The following is an 18,429-nucleotide window of genomic DNA, read 5'->3' as shown; positions in this document are numbered from 1 at the left end:
CATCCGCCTCCTCCAATGTGAGCTCATCCTTCTCTATGAGCTCCTTAAGTCTTATCCTTTCCTCCTCAGTCAACACATCCGTGATGGGATTTCCGGATAAAACTCTGGACATCTCCCTTCTTAAAAGCTCGCTTGCCTCCCTTCTCAACACTCCTTCATAGCTGAGGAAATCTATCATGAACTCATTCACGCTTCTCAGGTTCTTTTTGAGGGAGTTGAATTTCTCGTGCATATATGCCTTGAGCGATGTCTCCAAGCTCTCGAGTCTCCTGTCCACCTGCTCAAATCTCCTGTCTATCTGCTTGAACTTCTCATCTATCTGTCTAAATCTCTCATCTATCTGTCTAAACTTCCCATCTATCCATGCGAACTTCCTTCCAAACCAATAAGCCAGACTTATAATTGAGAATAAGCCTCCAAGACCTCCTATTGCTGAGAGGATGCTGAGGATATCAGCCAGCTTTCACACCCCAATATGTGGATATGGAGGCATAAAAAGGTATCGTCACAGGCATTTTCAGTGCAGATAGCGATGCATGCAGAAGCTCCAAATGGCACAAGATTTATAAGGAGGGAATCGGATAATTTTAAAGTGGGAAGATGAGCGAATTTTCCCTCTCTTTAGCCTTCATTGTGCCAATAGTTGTGCTAATATTGGGGTCTATCGCTTTTGCCATCGCTGTAAGACGGATTCTCCTCTTTGAGAGGATGAGAAGAAGGGTTCAAAATGAGATAGAGAGGTACATTCAGAGGTGGAGGCCAAGGATAAAACCAGTTGATTCAATGAAGATTGGATCAGCAAAAGATGAGCTGAAGGAAAATATTCCAAAGCGTTGAGAAATCCTCTATTCTTTTTTTGTCTATGCGTGCTTCGTTGTTTTCATTAGGAAAGTAAAGGACGTGCCCGATAATTAAAAGGAATAGAAAGCAAAACTTTCTTAGCTGCTTCTCAGCTGACCTATAATAAATTGTGCACCTTGGGATAATAACATGAGCACTTGTGTTCTTGATAAACGTATTCTCCCCAGTGATAGGTCGAGATCTATTAAACTGGCTTCATTGTTTTCTCTGCGCTTTAGCTAAAATCCAAGGATATTTTCTAATTTTACTTATATAATATATTAGAAAAAGGACGTATATACCGCCTAGGCATAGCACATCTTCAATGCGATTTCTCTCTGTAAAGAAGAACATCAGCACCATAAGGCTCGCATAAGAGGAGCAAAAGAAGGCAATATCCGAGAGAAAATCCCTTCTCGTGAGAACTATTGGTTTTCCTCTCTCTAGGTGATAATAGATGTTCTCACGCAAAAGTTCAAAGGCAATGAACAGTCCAAAAAGTATTCCGATCATCGCAAGGCCCGGATATACCCCGATCTGTTGGGCATAGCTGAAGGGGCAGAAGGGACAGAGAAAGGCCATATATTCTAATATTGAATACTCTTTTTTCAATGAAAATTCGATTATAGGCGAAAAAGATATTAATGTAAATGCAAAAAGTAAAAAAGATATTATTTCCAGTAAAAGTATGATTCCATACTGTTTTCTCGAGGCTTTCTCCAAAGCATTACTTGCCTTCATTTTTATGGGCTCTATCGCTGAAAGAAGGAGTTTTGGCAGGATAGAAGCGATAACACCTCCTCCAAAGATCCCCATGATCACGGATGTAAAGCAAACGAGGAGTCCGATGGGATCGTGGATTATCCTCACAGAGAAGGAAAATGAGATATAAGTTCCCAGAATGAGCGAGATAATAGCCCAGATTTTCATGAATCTCGAGTAGAAAAGCTCAGATATGCCGAAAATTATAACACCAGTTCCTACTGCTACTGCTATTGTTGCTATAATGCCTAAAAATAGCCCAGGAGGTCCCTGAATGAAATCTCCAGTAAAAAATGCGATAAAAATGCCCAAGACGGAAAAAAGAATAAGCCAGATGATAGCCCGCACATACCATAGCAGGCGATTAATCAGCGTTTTCTTATCCCATCTATCCACTACATACCACCGTGAGATAGCAGATCTGGGCACTCATGTCTCTCGTATCGAGACCCACTATTAAAAGCTTGTAGTTCCCGTGTGGAAGATCGCTGGGCAAATTAAATGTTACATTATAGAATACAGTATTGTATGATTGGTTCACCAGTTTTACAGAGTATGATATTGTGTGGTTGCCAATCTCCACAGGATATCCCACCTCTATGCTCATGTTGCCCGGCTGCTCGCTCCACTCAGCGACTATTAAGACCGATACAGAGGAGCCTGCTTGAGCTGTTACATTGGATGGCACAGCATAAATTCTGGCTAAAGAATGAGAGGGGCCGAGCATGGATGTGTTGAATGTGGCTGATAGCGGATTGTAGCGATTTATCGCATCGCTTCTTCCTATTAGAGATCCATTTGCATAGATCCATCCGCTCCACTCCAATCCTGGTATTGATGAGATCCCCAACCATGTTGTATGGACGCCTTTTGTGACCTCCAAAGCTTTTATAAAGCAGAAACTGCCTGCAACAACTCCCATCACGGACCACGGCTGTGTTATCCAGAATTGTGTGTCGATCGGTATGTCTATCGTTGCCCCAGCATACCGAGCCCATGGATCCTTATAGGTCACTCCCTTATAGACAAGAATAACCACCACAGTACCACCAAGCCAGCGCAGAATAATCGACAATAACTCCTTTTCAGATAGAGCTAGAGTTTCTTCAAGGAGTTTTCTAATAGCCTCATCCTGATACAGCTTAAGAATTAAGTATGGTGTTGCTGTGCCTATTGGCACGAGACCTAGACGCTCCATTATAATAATGGGCATAATCTCTTCAACAGCTTTGGGGACTGTAACTGTAAGAATGAGCTCTATGATTAAAAGATTAACATAATATAACCTCTGCCGATCGGTGCTTGTGAGGACTTTCCCCTCCCTTTTCAGAAGATAGTCTACCTCTTCTGTTAGATGATAGGCTATCCATTCTGCTATGGGATATAGAAGTACCATAAATGCACCGTAATAGAGAATGATCATTATATGTCCAGGACTACCGCTCACTATCTTCACTTCTATTTGCACTCCTTTCTCTCTGAGTTCATCTATAACCTCCCTTAGCTTTTCATGTATCCCTTCTATCTCCAGTCTTAGAGAGTCAGCCAAAGACAGATCACTATACTGGATTATTTTTACCACAGGATATCCACGGAGACGGCTTCCCTCTATCAAATCCTCAGCAAGCTTAATAAGCTGTTCTGCTGCTTCTTCAGGTATCTTCTTCCCCTTTAATGCTTCTACCTCATTTATGAAGGATGAGAGTATGTTAGCAGAGGCATTTATCATGTTGTCAGCCTGATTTTTTCTTCCCTCCAGGACGAAACGGGAAGCATCTTTTGCCTTCTCAAGAGCATTGTTCAGCTTCATTACGAGGCTGTTCTTTATCCCAGGATTAAGCTCATAGCCCAGCAAGTGATCCCTTAGCTCTTCTATTCCCTTTGTCAGGAACCCCACCACGATAGCCTCATCTATCACAGAGGTTAGATTGGCTTCCTTGTAGAACACCTCCTCAAATTCCCTCAGAAGTTCTTCAATCTCCTTCTGATTGTCTTCTTGTCCTTCTTTCTGATCCAAGAGGGAATTTTGATCCAAGGAGGTTGCTTTTTCGCTCTTGGATCCAAAAACTGGCTGTACAATGCTAGAAAGGAGCAGAGCACACATAATCACAGCTAAGATCTGCCTTTCCATAAGAGAAAAACAGTAAGGAGTTTCTTTAAAAATATTTAAAATCTCACCTTTTTTTTTAGAAATACTTAAAGAACCCTTCTTCACGATTTTCATCTGATAGCAGACCATCCTCCCTCTCTTTTTATTGAGATAAGATGAGGAAAAGGCAATTCTGTTACTCTACATGGACTAAAAAATAAAATATTCTTTCTCTAAGATCTGTATAGAAGAAGTATATAAACATTTAGCTTGGAATGGGTTATAGACTATGCAAGCGGATAAACCTAAAGAGCATTCTTCTAGGTGCACATGTAAAAAGCACAAATAATATAAGAGGGATCGGTCTTAGCATTTTGCTGCGTGAACTCCTAAGAAGTCCTCCTTTTAAGATTTTTAAAGGTATTTCTCTATTGCCGGTATATGAGGCCTCCTAGGAATTTCTCATGGGTGAACAACTGGCTTGCAGCCTCCGCAATCCCAGATGATATAAGGCAGATCCTGTGGCTGAAGGAGAGGGGATTTGAGTTCATAATATCTCTTGAGGAGCTGGACAAGGAGATTGAGTCTTTCATAGAGGAGGTGGGGATAAAGAGGTTCTATTTCCCGGTGGAGGATTTTTCTGCACCTTCTGTCGATGATCTGATGAGGATAACAGATCTTCTCATGGAGCTGGAGGGAAGGAAAGTGCTAATTCACTGTTACGCTGGTTGCGGTAGAACGGGAACTGTGTTAGCTGCATACATGATCAGAAAGGGGATGTCGGCAGAGGAAGCCATATCATATGTGAGATCCATGAGGCCATGCTCAATAGAGACAGAGGAGCAGGAATTATCGCTTATCTACTTTGAGATGGCAAGTCGAGCAAAAATGCCTTATTACTGAGATCTATTTTCCGTGAATATTTATCCAGTGGTAGAAATATCTTCCGTATTCAACGAGCGCTTTCATCGCATTTACTCCCCTTTCTGGCTCTGGATAAGCCGGAAATCCCAGTTTTTCGAATTTTCTTCTGAATCTCACTGCGTAATCCTCCCCTCCTATATCGACAACAACCATGGGCTTCCCCATCAAGTCTACCTCAGCTATTCTCTCGGGAAGGGCTGATGTAACCCCTGGAACATGGTGTAGAGCTAGCATAACAATTCCATCCACAGAGTCATCTCTCACGATGACTTTCAGCGATTCCACAAATGAATCATCAGTGGCTGAGCCTGTCAGATCCACCGGATTTCTTATCGAAGCTATCTCCGGTATAACACCGGACTTCCTCATCTCATCCAACCTTCTAGATGTCTCCTCAGAGAATACAGCCATTCTCATTCCAGACAGCTCGATGGCATCTGTTGCCATTACTCCGGCTCCTCCTCCATCTGTTATCACTGCAATTCTATCCCCTCTTGCAGGTGGCTGCATTGAAAGAGCTTTTGCCATGTCGAAGAACTGCTCCATGTCATAAGCTCTGAGGACACCTGCCTGCCTGAAGGCAGCCTCATAAACGCTGTCAGATCCAGCTATCGCTGCTGTATGGCTGCTTGCCGCAGCAGCACCTGTTTTAGTCCTTCCAGCCTTAAAAACAACAATTGGCTTCCTCTTTGAGACCTCCCCAGCTTTTTTTAAGAACTCCCTTCCCCTATCTATCGATTCTGCATAGACAAGAATTACCTTTGTCTCCTCATCATCTCCCAGATATTCTATAAGCTCAACCTCATCCACATCAGCCTTGTTCCCATAGCTCACGAATTTAGAAAGCCCTATCCCCTCTCCGTACATGTAATCAAGGCATGCAACACCAAATGCCCCAGATTGTGTTATAAGGGAGATGCTGCCAGGCTCAGGTCTCTTCAGAGATGTCACCATATCTCCATCAAGCTCCTTGTCAACGGGGAGGAAGAGTGTATCCAAGCCGTGTTTTGGCACCAAGACGCCGACACAGTTCGGACCTATTAGCCTCATGTTGTACCTTCTGCATATTGATACAAGCTCCTCCTGAAGCTTTCTTCCCTCTTCTCCCACTTCAGCGAAGCCACCGCTTATCACAACTATGTTCTTTATGCCCTTTCTTCCACACTCCTCGGCTACTTGATTCACAAATCTTGCTGGTGTCACTATCACAGCAAGATCAGGCACCTCAGGAAGATCCATCACTGATCTGAAAGTTGGTATTCCTAGGATGTCAGGCCCTGGCTTTGGATTCGTTGCATAAAGCCTTCCCCTGAAAACTCCTCTATCCTTGTAGCCTTTCATGACCTCAGCCAGCGCATATCCAACTTTTCCAGGTTCCCTAGAGGCTCCAGCTATGAGAACTGCCTCTGGTTCAAAGAAGCCCCTTAGCATAGGCTGTGCTTAAAGGTGAAATTTATTAACCTTATCTCTATTAAATTTTTGTATATCCAGATCTACCTCCAGTATATGGCATGAAATGCATCTTCGGGCGGTAGCCTCAACTTTCTCTCCCTTCTATGTCTCCTTCTGTACTCCTTCTTGCATTTCTCCGAGCAGAAGTACTTTCCCCTCCATCTGTATGGTTTTCCCTCTATTCTTCTGCCGCAGTTTGCACAGCGTCTTGAGAAAAGACCTTTCAGGAATGCCACATGTTTTACAGCTCCGGATTTTATAAAAACTTTTTCTTGGAATCATGTTGATTTTAGGTATAATTTTTAATCTACATTCTCTATAGGCCCTTATGAGGCTAGTTGATGCCATACAGGCACTCAAGAATATAAGTAGGACTGGATGGATGCAGCATGGACTTAGGATTGCGGAAAGCGTTGCTGAACACTCCTTTGAGTCAGCTTTGCTTGCTCTTGAGCTTGCTTCTGCAGCAGGAATGAATGCTGAGAGAGCAGCAGCTCTGGCTCTCGTTCATGATGTTCCTGAGGCGATCATGGGTGATATGCCAAAGTGGAGCTCTGAAAGAGTGAGAAGGATTGATGAAGAGGCGATGGGGGAGATAAAATCTGATAAAATAGGCGAGCTCTTCAGGGAATTTGAGGAAGGAAGGAGCAATGAGGCAAAGATTGCTAGATTGTGCGATCTTCTTGCAACAAATATACAGGCAAGGAGGTACATGAAACAGGGATATGATATGACGGAGATAGAGGAGAAAACTAGGAGGGAGATAGCTGAGATGCTTGAGGATGATGTTTTTAGGCCCATCAGAGGAAGGGTATTAGAGTTAATGCAGGTCTGATAAATTGATCTAGGGGTAGTAAAAGCAATAAATTTTCTCAATTCTGTAATATATTTGCTTTTATGAAATCTGCTGTTTTTATTATGCAGCCGACGGAAAACATATGGATATACAGAGCATAGCTCTATCAGCAGGAGGACCATTTTTAGCTGGATTGGCTGTTGGTTACGCTGTGAAAAAGCTGATAAAGCTTGCTTTATTCCTTCTAGGGGTGTACATACTTCTCATGTATTACCTGAACAGTCAAGGGATAGTGAAGCTGAACTTCAATCCATCAGCAATAGCTGAGGAGCTCTCAATGAAGCTTGACCTCCTTGTGGAGAGGGCATCCCAGAACATAATACCGGTTTCATCGTTTCTTCTGGGCTTCATAGTTGGATTTAAGCTCTGATGGGAAATAAAGCTTTTATTAAAAGCTTAAGGCTTTTCGAAGGTGATTCCATGAAAAAGATAATTCTGATCCTTGTTTTCCTCTTTCTCCTTCTCACTGCTGTCCTTCTCCTCAATCAGCCGAGGAAAAGAATAGTGGTTGGCACACTGCAGGGGGGAATCTCCACTCTGGATCTGATGCCGGATGTGGATGTCAGGTACTTTGACAAGACCCTAGATCTAGCCCAAGCTCTTATGAGGGGGGATGTGGACTTTGCTGTCATACCAGCCGAACTTGTGGCAAAGATAAGGATGATGGATAGCGACGTTAAGATAATCTCAGTCGACATGATGCAGAATCAGGCGATAGTAGTGAAGGATATCTCCAGTCTTGAGGGGCTCAGAGGAAAGAGAATAGGGGTGTTCACTCCGACAGGGACTTTTGCTATGTTCAGCTCTTATATGAGTGCGTTGAACATAACGGATTTCAAGCTAGTTGATAAACCCCCGGCACAGCTGATACAGGCATTTCAAAAGGATGAGGTAGATGCGGTGGTGATTTGGGAGCCATATGTCTCCAAACTAGTGGGGATGGGAGGAAAAATACTGGTCACCTTCAGGGATCTCTGGAGAATTTGTGGTCTTAAAGGAGATCCAGTGATGGTAGTATGGGCCGCTAGGCCAGGAATAGATGCCGACTCTGTGAACAAAGTGATGAAGATGAGGGAAAAAGCTCTTTCAGAATGGGGAAATGAGACTCTCGTTGTCAGAGTGATGATGGACAAGTATGGGCTCACCGCTGAGGAGGCTTCCTTCATGTACAAAAGAGTTGAAATTGTTAAAACAGGCTTGGATGAAGATCTGAAAAGGAGCATAAGGGAGGTGTGGTATCTGGCATGGAGAGGAGGATATATTCAGAGGGATCCATCAGAAATAGGAGAGGACGCTTTCTGGAGCCCATAGGATGGATTCTGTCGATCTTTACAATGCTCCTTCTCTGGTCTCTCCTCTCCTTTATGAACAGGGAGATAGTTCCGGATCCAGTCTCATCTTTTGCATATATGTTGCAGCTTAAATCGTATGATCTTATTGAAAACATTTCTATAACGCTTGCAAACAGCGTGGAGGGATTCCTAATAGCTCTTCTCCTGAGCATGTTACTTCTCTCAGCATCTCATGCAAGCAGCATAGTTAAATCCATTATAAATTCAATGAACACAGTCCTCCAGAGCGTCTCAGTCCTTGTCTGGACGATAATATTCGTCCTGATATTTGGGGTTCTGAGCAGAATGCCATCCATTCTAGTTACAGCGGTCACAGTTCTGCCAGTTATGCTCTCAAACTTGGTAACATCCTTGGAGAACGTGGACAAGAGGTATCTGGAGATGGTCAGAATTCTTGGGGCAAACTGGAAGCAGGAGCTCGTTGAAGTCGTGATACCATCCAGCATTCCCTACTTAATATCAGCTTCTAGGGCCGGATTTGGCCTTGCTCTCAGGATAAGCGTTGTAGCTGAGGCATTTGGGAGCAATGGAGGAATAGGGTTCATGATAATACACAGCTACAATCTCATGGACACAAAAGGAGTTTTCTCATGGTCTCTTGTGCTTGTGATCCTTATGATAGCGATAGATCAGCTTGTTCTCAGGCCTGCTGAGAGATATATGATGAGGTGGAGGATCTGAACTGCTCTTTTGATTTTCAGAAATCATAAAATTTATTCTTTAGAAGGCTATTATCCTCTCTAAATTTCAAAACAATTTTGCTGGCCGGTGTTTCTCTAAAGCTCCTTCTCATAAGCTGCTTCCCCAGCTGATATTATTATGATGTCCTCAGGCCTTGCATAGATTCTCACAATATCTCCAACTCTGTTTGAAAAGCTAGGGTTCATGTATGCCAATATCCTCCCGAAGGCAGTCTCCAAGCTTATCTGGACATATGAACCGGCAAAGGAGGACCACTTCAACATCCCCTCGAACTTGTTCTCCGCCTCTAGTGTCGAGAAGGACTCAGGTCTCACTATGCAGACAACTTCATCTCCCACTTTTACAGACCCGCTCGATATTATTCCAACTATCTCATTTCCATTCAGAGATACAACAGCTCTTTCTCCCTGAAGCCTTGAAACTCTTCCTCTTATCATGTTGCACCTTCCGAGGAACGTGGCTACAAAGAGATCGGAGGGTCTTCTGTAGAGCTCAACAGGACTTCCAACCTGGATTATCCTCCCGGAGTTCATCACAGCAATTCTGTCGGATATCACCATTGCCTCCTCCTGATCATGGGTGACATAGATCGCTGTAAGGCCTAGATGCTTCTGTATTCTCTTTATCTCTTCCCTCATCTCCACTCTCAGCTTTGCATCCAAGTTGCTCAGGGGTTCATCAAGCAGGAGTATCTTCGGCTCTATGACCAATGCCCTTGCCAGCGCAACTCTCTGCTGCTGTCCTCCTGATAACTGGGTAGGATATCTCTCCTCCATTCCCTCAAGCTTGACGAGCTTCAACACCTCCTTTACCTTCTCCTTTATTCTGTTTTTATCATATTTTCTTATTTTAAGTCCATATGCTATGTTCTCAAAGACTGTCATGTGGGGCCATAAAGCGTAGTTCTGAAAAACCATCCCAGTCTCTCTCTTGAAAGATGGGAGATCTGTCACATCCCTGCCATCGAAGTATATCCTCCCGCTATCTGGAAACTCCAAGCCAGATATCAACCTGAGAAGAGTGGTCTTTCCGCATCCGCTTGGTCCAAGAACAGAGAAGAACTCCCCATGCTCAACTCTGAGGGATGCATTGTCGACTGCTCTCACCTTTCCAAAGCTCTTGCTCACATTTCTGAGCTCCACAACAACCATATCAGACACCCAGAAATGCAACTCTCTGCTTAAGTATCTTTGTTGATATAGTCATTACAATAAGCTGGATTGTCATTAAGAGAACTGCAAGAGCAGCAGCTATGCTCACAGTTCCCACGGCCCCGCTTGAGTATACAACTTGGCTCATATAGAAAGTTATCGGTCCCTGCTCAGGCCTTAAGCTGCTCAATGTTATGCTTGTGCTCACCTCGTTCATTGAGTAGACAAATGAGAGAAGGGACCCTCCTATAACGCTCTGGGATATCAGGGGGATCACTATGGAAACAAAAGTTCTGCCCCTTCCAGCCCCGAGATTTAGAGAAGCCTCCTCAAGGCTCTCATGAGTCTGTTGGAGTCCTGCAAAAACACTTCTAGTTGTAAACGGTATTCTTCTCACGGTATATGTGAAAATTAAGAGAAGACCTGGATTGATGAAGGGATCAAGCATGGACTGAGATGCGTATGAGGAGAAGAAGAGAAGGTATCCAACTGCTAGTATCACGCCTGGAACGGCTATCGGAATCGTGACAAGGCTGTCGAGAAAGTCCTTTCCGGGTATTCTTCTCCTTGCAATTACATAAGCTGAGCTTGTCCCCGCCAGCAACATGATGAAAGTGGCGGCGGAGGAGTAAATGAGGCTGTTAGTTATGGCTCTTAGCACATCAGGTCTCTCAAATAGGGATTCTATGAACTTAGAAGTGAGCTCAGTGGGAAGAGGTGAGCCACTATAAGCCCAATCAGTTACTGCAAGCACAAAGGTGCCTATCTGTGGGAATGATGCTGCTGATATCAGGGATATCAGGAAGATATATGCGAGAACAACGCCTTTCCATCCGAGTTTCCTCACCCTAGGGTTGAACCTGCCTCCTTTCGATATCATTGCATATCTCCTGAGTGTAACGTATTTTCTTATCAGGATGAACACGGCTGTTGCCATGAACAGCATTATCACAGCGGAGGCATATGTTGATGCATGCACCTGCTCAACAGATCCGAGGCCCTTCCTGAACTCGTTGTATATGTAGAAGCTTATGAGCCTCTGATGAAGCCCGCTTCCAAAGGCACCGCTCAGCCCTATAGGGGCACCGAGATCCTCCAAGCTTATTATAAAGACCAGAGCTGAGCCAGCTGCCAATCCTGGCATTGAAAGGGGGAGCGTTATGTCCCTGAATATCCTGAAGCCTCCCGCTCCTAAGCTTTCTGCTTGTTCCTCCATCGATGGATCGATTCCTATCAAGGAGCTCATTACATTAAGATAAACTATTGGAAAGAAGCTTATTGTCTGTATGAGTACTATCGCTGGAAGCCCTGATATCTGAACTTTAACAGGCAATAAGTGCAGGACATCGTGGAAGATGAAGTTAAAGAGCCCATTTGTGCCCAGAACTTTTCCCATGACAAATGCATTGACGAATGGAGTTGCAAGCATCGGGACGAGCAGAAGAATCCTGAACACGCTCTTTCCGGGGAAGTTGTATCTGGCTATTATGAAGGCTGATACAAGCCCTAAAATTGCTGAAAATAATGTAACAAAAGCGGAGACGACGATGCTGTTCATGAGTATGCCGAGATCAGGTCCCATATCCCCTATGAACATGAATGTACCCAGAGAGGTGTTGCTCACCCTGAGGAAGTTGAGATTAGGGGGATTTCTTATGAAGTCCGGGTTTTCGAGCAAGGAGCTGAAGTAGTAGAGGGAGAGGGAGCCTTTGTGGAAGAATGCCCTGGCAACCATGTAAATCAGAGGAACTAGGAGAAAAAATGAAAGGGTGAGCACGGGGAGGAAAAGCTGAGCTGATGTCAGGGGATCTAGCTCCCTTTTTACCTCCCTTATCCCCATGTTCTAACCCAGCTTCTTCAGCTCCTCAAGGATCATATCATATCTTGCTGTAGCAGCTTTCTTCCATGCCTCTATTAGCGACTTTCTGTAGTCAACATCCGTGAACAAGGCCTCATTTATGCTTTTTGCATAGCTTTCAGTGAAGGTCTCAACTTTTCCAGTCTTCGGATCCTTGAAGCTGAGCTTTGTAGGATCTGTCATCATCTCAACAAGTCTCAGGAACTCGCTCTCTGATATTTTTCCATCCAGCTTGGCCTTTGCAAGTTTCTCCCATGTGTTTTGCAGTTTATCATGGACTGCTGTTATGGTGGAGTAGAAGAACCATATCAAAGACTGCTCATAAGAGCTTGCTACCTCATCGCTGAAGTTTATCGCCAGCACCTTCATCGTGTTCTCGTACGCTATTCTAAGATCCTCCCTCTTCTTTCCCTCTGGCGTATCAAAAACCCTTGGATTTGCTGGCATCCTGTTTACCCTAGGATCAAGCCATATCTTCTGTCCTTCGGTGCTGAGAACCCATGCTATAAAAGCCTGAGCTGCCTCTGGGTTTTTAGTAGTGCTTAAAAGAGCTATGGGATCCCCGTTAACTATGGAGCCATCTGATGGGACTATGTATCTGCAGAACTCGGGCTTCTCAAGCTGGGCTGTGTAGCCATAAAAGTCAATTGTAGTCCCAACTCCAACATCCCCTCTTATAACAGCGTCCCTGACAAGCCCGGATTCATCATATATCCTAGCATTCGCGCCAAGAAGCGTTAATATCTGCCAGCCCTTTACCCATCCGTAGTCCTGAAGTATTATCTCGAACATTCTCGTGTTGCTCGTGCTTACAGAGGCATCTGCAGTCCCAACGCTGGGTATTGGCAGGGTTTTGGCAAAAGTCTCATTTGCAAGATCTATCCACTTGTCCGGCATTGGAAGCCCGGCTTTCTGGAGGTAGTTTGTGTTCACGGTGAAGCCGAATGAGGATATAGCAGCTGCAACCCAGAGGAGTTTCCCATCAGCAGTTCTCTTCATTATCGCACCAGAGAGCTCATCTGGTATCTCCTTGGAGACGGATATCACGAGATCGCTGTCAATTGGTCTTAAAAGACCCTGTCTCACCAGAAGATCGAAGAGAGTTGGACCTCCACCCCATGCGACATCTATCTCCTGTCCCGGCTTGGATGCGCTTGCCTTTATCACATCAACCCACTCCCCTGGATCTATGGAGAGCCACTCAACATTGACTATGTTGTATTTCTTTGCATAATCCGATGCCAGAAACTCGCTCTTGGCCACATCTAATATGTCATAACCATGCCTTGTTATCACCCTGAGTGTTATGCCTTTCTGTGGCTGCTGGACTGGAGCTTTTGCTTGCATAAGAACCAAAACTGCTATTAAAACAAGTACTGCTACAATTAAGGCCAGAAAAGCTGATTTTCCGACACCATATCTCCTCAATAAGCTCACCAAGCTTTTCCATAGATGTAATTTAAAATCTTTTTCTCAAGAAAACTATTTATAATTCCAGTCTTTGAGTTTATAGGTGGAAATATGAGGAGCATGGCCTTGTTTCTAGCTCTTCTGTTGGCATCCTCTCCAGCTCTTCTTGTAGGGGCTCAGGGAAAACCTCTTGTTGTCGTCTTTGCAAAGGGAATGATGAAGCCAGATGCCTCCCTTAACTGGATGATGGGAAATATAACGCAGGTGGAGTGGAAGGTCTACACGGAGACGATAAAATTTGATGACATAAAGAACGCAGCCCTTCTAATACTTGTCCAAGTGGATACGTCCCAGAACTACACAAAGGATGAGATATCTGCGATAAAGCAGTGGTTTGATCAGGGAGGAAAAGTTCTATGGGTCACTGGAGACTCTGATTATAAGGGAGGAGATTATCTCAGAATAGCTCCTGCAAACTCCGTTCTTGAGGCCGTGGGCAGCGTTTTAAGGAACGATCACTGTGAGGCAACAGATCCCAAGTTAGCACCAGCAAAACCATACCATGTGGCTGCCATAATATCACCCGATCCACCTCTCTCAGTTCTTGCTGACGGCATCAGCAATTATGTGCTCTTCCATGGTCCAGGGGCTGTTGCTGCATATTACAATGGAAAGTGGATGAATCTTGTAAATGAGACAATACCGAATGTTTACAGAATAGCCTGGACGAGCGATGGAGGGGCAATAGCAGAGTTCACTCCACCTCTGCCTCAGGCATATCCAGTTAACTACAGGGGAAAGATATTGGAGATGGCAGCAGAGGTGATGCCCAACAACGGTATAGTAATATTCAGCGCTGAGGCCCCATTTGATCACTACAAGGGAATGTGGATCAGCAGCTATGAGGAATTCCCGAAGCTAGACGGACCAAAATTTGTGACAAATGTAGTACTGTGGGCAGTTGGGCTCAAGGGAACGAAGCCAACATATCAGGGAGGAGGAGCTAACATAGCTTTATGGACATCCATCATAGTGGTGATAATAATAGTGATAGCTTTAGCAGTACTCCTCATGAGGAGGAAGAAGAGCTGAGAATTCCCCTCCATTCTTTTTTCTTAAAAAAGAGTAAGGGGTTTTGCTAGCTGTTTACTTCCTTCTCCTTATGATAACTAGGAGAGTTAGGAAAATCACCACAGCTAGCACAGCGATCATGATTACTGTATAAGGTGTCTGAGGTTGCTCTGCAGGTGGAGTTGGCTGAGGTCCTGTCGGCTGGGGTACAGCTGGTTTCCATGTTGCACTGTTTCCAGCGAAATCATATGCCACAGCCCTTATATCAGCTCCCTTTGCTGGTATCCATGCCGAGTACACAATAGTTCCGTTCTCAATAGGACTCATGTCAACTAGATCCGGCTTTTCCCACCTATCCCCTATTTTGTAGGATATGCTCATGTTCTTCGGTCCCCATCCACTGTCCTGTACAGAGAATCTGACAATTGTCCACTTTCCGTGCTCTTCTGCTCCAAGGAATTTTATAACAGGAGGAACTTTGTCGTCGCTTGTGTAAAACCCTATGGACACAGCTGAGTTAGCGGGAAGGCATAAATTCTTGAATATCACAAATCTGGTTCCATTGTAGTCAATGACCTCATAATTTCCTTTAGTTCCCTCCATCAACATCCTATATGAGCTTATTTGGACATCTTGAGGCAATCTGAACACAACTTTTATGTCACAGAACTCCTCCTTGAGCTCGTTTATTGCCTCAAATGATACATCATGGTGCTTTCCATCGTTATTTATGTAGAAGTACTTGAGAAATCCAAGCTTGTAAGGCTCCACTCCCTCCCCTGAATCCAGAGGTATCGAGTTAGGGTACTTGGCAAAGCCAGTTCCATCGTAGTAAGTGCTTCTCAGGTCAACTGTTCCATTGTCATATATCCTGAGCAGCTTGAATCCTCTTATATCATTCTGCCTTATGTCGTATGCTATTGCAGCTGGGGAGATGAAGTAATGCATTTTTCCATTCCAATCCCTGACCATTACATTCAAATCCGTGTGTATGTGCTCTGAGAGAATGAGCCTAACATCTCTGTTTATTATCACGCTGAAGAGCATCTTAGCCTCCTTCGGATGGTCCGCAAAACTTCCATATATGTATTTATCGGAGAGAAGCCTGTCAAAATCGTCTATCGAGCTCACATTTACCTCGTATATTCCTCTTTCTTTCAGTTCAGGGGAGAACAAAGGATGGTGGAATGCCAGTATCTTGAACTTTCCTTCTGCAGTGGATAGGACTTCATCGGCCCATCTTATGTACTCCTCCCTTATCCATCCATCCTCATCCGTTGGGAGAACCACTATAAAGAAGTTTCCTATCGACACTGAGTAGTTCCACGGGCCAAATATGCTCCTGTATATGTCAGCTTTTCCTCTGGTCTCATACTCGTGGTTTCCTATCACAACATAAGTTGGCACCTCAAGGAGGTTGTATGAGCCCAGAAAAAGCTTCCATGCAGATGATATAGATGGAGTCTCAACGAGATCTCCCAGGAATATCGCAACATCTGGATTTATCAGGTTTATCTCCTTCACAGCCTCGAAGAAGTTTGGAGCTGCAGTAGGAGTTTTTACATCACCGAATGCCAGAAGTCTGAGCATTTTCGGCCAGCTTGACATCACCCAGACGGAATGCGGTTCCTCTATGCTTTCCGATTCACTGGATAAAAGCAAGTTGTATAGACCAGGTCTCACGTCCTTTGGAACTGAGAAGAAGAACCCTGATGAATTTTTGGACAATAGAGGGAGATCGTATGATCCAAGCTCATTGTGTATCTTGGCTTTGCTTATCTGCAAGCTCGAGATGACCTTCAAGACTCCTCCCTGTAGGACGGGCTCCGGTATGCTTGGAAGCGGATATGAGACTTTTTCTGCATAGAAAACTATGTTTGCCGATGGAGGCTGTGCTGAGACAAGAACTAGGGGCAGGATCAGGAGGATTATAATAGGCTTTTTCATCCTACCACCAAGATCTTTAACTAGGGAAGCTAATAATTTTATCACGAATAAGAAAGAGTAACCGTTATGAAGAATCTCCTAGAATGTGAACATAAAACATTTATGTAGTGCTATCCAAAATCCTTATATGCTTTTCAAAATCGATACCCTGAGGACGGAGAGCCATGTCCTTTGAGCATACAGATAACACAGCAACTGAATTTCCTGATCTCACTGATTATGATCTCATCAGATATGATAGGCAGATAATGATCTTTGGAAAAGACGGCCAGAGAAAGCTGAAGAAAGCAAAAGTGCTTGTTGCTGGAGCTGGAGGGCTTGGATTTCCTGTATCAGTCTATCTTGCGGCATCAGGTATTGGAGAGCTGAGAATAGTTGACAATGATGTGGTGGAGCTGAGCAATTTAAACAGGCAGCTTCTTCACTGGGACAAGGATATAGGAAGAAGGAAGGCAGAATCTGCTCGTGAAAAACTGCACCAGATAAATCCTACTATCAAAATAAGGGCTTATGATGAGGAGATAACAGAGGAAACCCTGTTAAGAATTATTGATGGTGTTGATGCAGTTGTGGATGCCTTAGATAATTTTGATACAAGATATTTGCTGAATAGAGCATGCCTCAAGGCTGGTATCCCATTCTTTCATGGGGCTGTTCGCGGTCTCTTCGGCCAGGCAACAACAATAATTCCAGGTAAAACGGCTTGTTTAAGGTGTATATTTCCCACTCCTCCTAAAAAAGAGGTGTTTCCTATACTGGGAGCTGTAGCCGGCACAATAGGGACAATACTAGCAACAGAGGTGGTAAAGTATTTAACAGGAGTTGGGAACCTTCTGGAGAACAGGCTGCTTATCTACGATGCCGCCTCCATGAGCTTTGATCTTATAGAGGTTAGAAGGGATCCGAGCTGTCCGGAATGCAGTTTTTTGAGAAAATAAAAATTTATAAAAGATAACTAGCTTATTATCAAGAGATATAGATACATAGCTTAAGTTTTTAATTAATAATATGACTTTTGTTTTATTACATTTCTCTCTGAAATGGGATCTTAATTATTAAAGGGGAGTAATCGCTTGGTGTCAGCTTGGAGGAGATAAGGACAGTCCAGCTCACTGGCAGGTCCACCTACATAATCTCCTTGCCTAAGGAGTGGATGGATCAGATGGGGATAGGAAAGGGAGACAAGCTCAGGCTTGTCAGAAAGAATTCTGAGATCTCAATATATCCGGAAAACGTGAAGCTGAAGGAGGAGGAAAAAGTTGTCAGGGTGATCCCGGAGAGGGGATCGATGATAAGGGCTGTTCTGTCATGCTATATGGAGGGATACAGCAAGATTGAGATAACTCCGATGAAGGGAGAGTTTTCTCTGAGCGATCTAGAGGAGCTGAGGGAGTTCGTAAAGAGAGGGCTGATAGGAGCGGAGATAGTGATGGAAAACAGGAATAAGGTGGTGATAAACGTTCTTTTGGATCCCTCTCAGCTTCCCTTCAGGCAGGCTTTGATGAGGCTCTACTGGATGGTGAGCAGGATGATGGATTACTTGGAGGAGCTTGTGAAGGGAGAAGATGTAAGGGATGCTGTGATAAAATCTGATGACGATGTCGACAGATTGTGCTACTATCTGCTTAGACAGCTTAAGCTCTCCATAAAGAATGTGAAGGTGCTGAAGGAGGCAGGTCTTGAGGATCTCAGCGCAGCAATAGATTACAGCCTTGTTGTGAAGTTCTTGGAGAGGATATCAGATCACATAGTTGGAATAGCAAAAACAATGGTCAATAAAGAAGGTGTCCCCGAAGCATTAAAGCTATCTAGGAGGATATTTGAGAGCGCATTTGAGTCCATATCCTCCCTTAACTATGAGAAGGCGGAGAGAACAGTAGAGGAGAGCAAGAAAATGAGGGATATGCTCATGAATCTGGTGAAGGACAACCTTCTCATGGAGCACATAGCTAGGATCTCCGAGTATTCTGGGGATATAGCTGAGATAGCTGTTGACATATCGCTCAGACATTAAT

At 44.2% G+C, this 18,429-nt stretch carries 17 protein-coding genes and 1 pseudogene; 9 read left to right on the top strand and 9 right to left on the bottom strand.

Going from position 1 to position 18,429, the window contains the following annotated elements; translation table 11 throughout:
- A pseudogene (locus D6D85_RS02385) lies at positions 1-277 on the bottom strand (hypothetical protein); the annotation flags it as partial.
- 323 nt (positions 278-600) lie between these two features.
- Between D6D85_RS02385 and D6D85_RS02380 the strand changes: the two are divergent.
- A complete protein-coding gene (locus D6D85_RS02380) occupies positions 601-837 on the top strand; it encodes a hypothetical protein (protein WP_125670479.1) in 237 nt (78 codons plus the stop codon).
- Positions 838-1,056: 219 nt separating this feature from the next.
- Here D6D85_RS02380 and D6D85_RS02375 read toward each other — a convergent pair whose 3' ends face one another.
- Entirely contained in the window at positions 1,057-2,031 is a 975-nt protein-coding gene (locus D6D85_RS02375) for a hypothetical protein (RefSeq protein WP_125670478.1), read from the bottom strand.
- Complete coding sequence (locus tag D6D85_RS02370) at positions 1,991-3,733, bottom strand: hypothetical protein (RefSeq protein ID WP_125670477.1); 1,743 nt, start codon at positions 3,731-3,733, stop codon at positions 1,991-1,993. Before D6D85_RS02370 ends, D6D85_RS02375 begins: the two co-directional genes overlap by 41 nt.
- Before the next feature lie 399 nt (positions 3,734-4,132).
- Between D6D85_RS02370 and D6D85_RS02365 the strand changes: the two genes are divergently transcribed.
- The gene (locus D6D85_RS02365) at positions 4,133-4,594 is read left to right on the top strand and encodes a protein-tyrosine phosphatase family protein (protein ID WP_125670476.1); all 462 of its coding nucleotides are present in this window, start codon (positions 4,133-4,135) and stop codon (positions 4,592-4,594) included.
- 3 nt (positions 4,595-4,597) lie between these two features.
- Here D6D85_RS02365 and D6D85_RS02360 read toward each other — a convergent pair whose 3' ends face one another.
- Both D6D85_RS02360 and D6D85_RS02355 read right to left on the bottom strand, forming a co-directional pair.
- Complete coding sequence (locus tag D6D85_RS02360) at positions 4,598-6,046, bottom strand: acetate--CoA ligase family protein (RefSeq protein ID WP_125670475.1); 1,449 nt, start codon at positions 6,044-6,046, stop codon at positions 4,598-4,600.
- Between the two features lie 62 nt (positions 6,047-6,108).
- Positions 6,109-6,303 carry a DUF2116 family Zn-ribbon domain-containing protein gene (locus D6D85_RS02355; protein WP_161969639.1) on the bottom strand — a complete coding sequence of 65 codons (195 nt, stop codon included), beginning with the start codon at positions 6,301-6,303 and terminating at the stop codon, positions 6,109-6,111.
- 92 nt (positions 6,304-6,395) lie between these two features.
- Between D6D85_RS02355 and D6D85_RS02350 the strand changes: the two genes are divergently transcribed.
- The 4 genes from D6D85_RS02350 to D6D85_RS02335 all read left to right on the top strand — a co-directional run bounded on the left by D6D85_RS02350 (position 6,396) and on the right by D6D85_RS02335 (position 8,956).
- Positions 6,396-6,902 carry an HD domain-containing protein gene (locus D6D85_RS02350; RefSeq protein ID WP_125670473.1) on the top strand — a complete coding sequence of 169 codons (507 nt, stop codon included), beginning with the start codon at positions 6,396-6,398 and terminating at the stop codon, positions 6,900-6,902.
- A gap of 103 nt (positions 6,903-7,005) precedes the next feature.
- The gene (locus D6D85_RS02345) at positions 7,006-7,293 is read left to right on the top strand and encodes an FUN14 domain-containing protein (protein ID WP_125670472.1); all 288 of its coding nucleotides are present in this window, start codon (positions 7,006-7,008) and stop codon (positions 7,291-7,293) included.
- Between the two features lie 50 nt (positions 7,294-7,343).
- Positions 7,344-8,234: an ABC transporter substrate-binding protein gene (locus D6D85_RS02340; protein ID WP_161969638.1), complete on the top strand. Its 891-nt coding sequence runs from the start codon at positions 7,344-7,346 to the stop codon at positions 8,232-8,234.
- The gene (locus D6D85_RS02335) at positions 8,168-8,956 is read left to right on the top strand and encodes an ABC transporter permease (protein ID WP_125670470.1); all 789 of its coding nucleotides are present in this window, start codon (positions 8,168-8,170) and stop codon (positions 8,954-8,956) included. The genes D6D85_RS02340 and D6D85_RS02335 overlap by 67 nt, the downstream gene beginning before the upstream one ends.
- A gap of 95 nt (positions 8,957-9,051) precedes the next feature.
- Here D6D85_RS02335 and D6D85_RS02330 read toward each other — a convergent pair whose 3' ends face one another.
- From D6D85_RS02330 to D6D85_RS02320, 3 genes are read right to left on the bottom strand one after another with little or no spacing between them, the layout of a single operon-like run.
- Complete coding sequence (locus tag D6D85_RS02330; protein ID WP_125670469.1) at positions 9,052-10,128, bottom strand: ABC transporter ATP-binding protein; 1,077 nt, start codon at positions 10,126-10,128, stop codon at positions 9,052-9,054.
- A 1-nt stretch (position 10,129) separates the two neighbouring features.
- Complete coding sequence (locus D6D85_RS02325) at positions 10,130-11,968, bottom strand: ABC transporter permease (protein ID WP_125670468.1); 1,839 nt, start codon at positions 11,966-11,968, stop codon at positions 10,130-10,132.
- A 3-nt stretch (positions 11,969-11,971) separates the two neighbouring features.
- Positions 11,972-13,423, bottom strand: coding sequence for an ABC transporter substrate-binding protein (locus tag D6D85_RS02320; protein ID WP_237558719.1), 1,452 nt, complete (start codon positions 13,421-13,423; stop codon positions 11,972-11,974).
- A gap of 84 nt (positions 13,424-13,507) precedes the next feature.
- On the opposite strand from D6D85_RS02320, the gene D6D85_RS02315 reads away from it, so the two are divergent.
- On the top strand, positions 13,508-14,488 hold the full coding sequence (locus D6D85_RS02315) for a hypothetical protein (protein WP_125670467.1): 981 nt from the start codon (positions 13,508-13,510) through the stop codon (positions 14,486-14,488).
- A gap of 54 nt (positions 14,489-14,542) precedes the next feature.
- Here D6D85_RS02315 and D6D85_RS02310 read toward each other — a convergent pair whose 3' ends face one another.
- Positions 14,543-16,414: a metallophosphoesterase family protein gene (locus D6D85_RS02310; protein WP_125670466.1), complete on the bottom strand. Its 1,872-nt coding sequence runs from the start codon at positions 16,412-16,414 to the stop codon at positions 14,543-14,545.
- Positions 16,415-16,578: 164 nt separating this feature from the next.
- On the opposite strand from D6D85_RS02310, the gene D6D85_RS02305 reads away from it, so the two are divergent.
- Entirely contained in the window at positions 16,579-17,352 is a 774-nt protein-coding gene (locus tag D6D85_RS02305; RefSeq protein ID WP_125670465.1) for a HesA/MoeB/ThiF family protein, read from the top strand.
- A 146-nt stretch (positions 17,353-17,498) separates the two neighbouring features.
- On the top strand, positions 17,499-18,428 hold the full coding sequence (locus D6D85_RS02300) for a phosphate signaling complex PhoU family protein (RefSeq protein ID WP_125670464.1): 930 nt from the start codon (positions 17,499-17,501) through the stop codon (positions 18,426-18,428).
- The last annotated feature ends 1 nt before the right edge of the window (position 18,429 follow it).

It is taken from the genome of Candidatus Methanodesulfokora washburnensis, assembly GCF_003947435.1.
GTDB lineage: Archaea > Korarchaeota > Korarchaeia > Korarchaeales > Korarchaeaceae > Methanodesulfokora > Methanodesulfokora washburnensis.
Note: the sequence above shows the minus strand (reverse complement) of the source record. Positions and strands in the feature narration are given on the sequence as shown.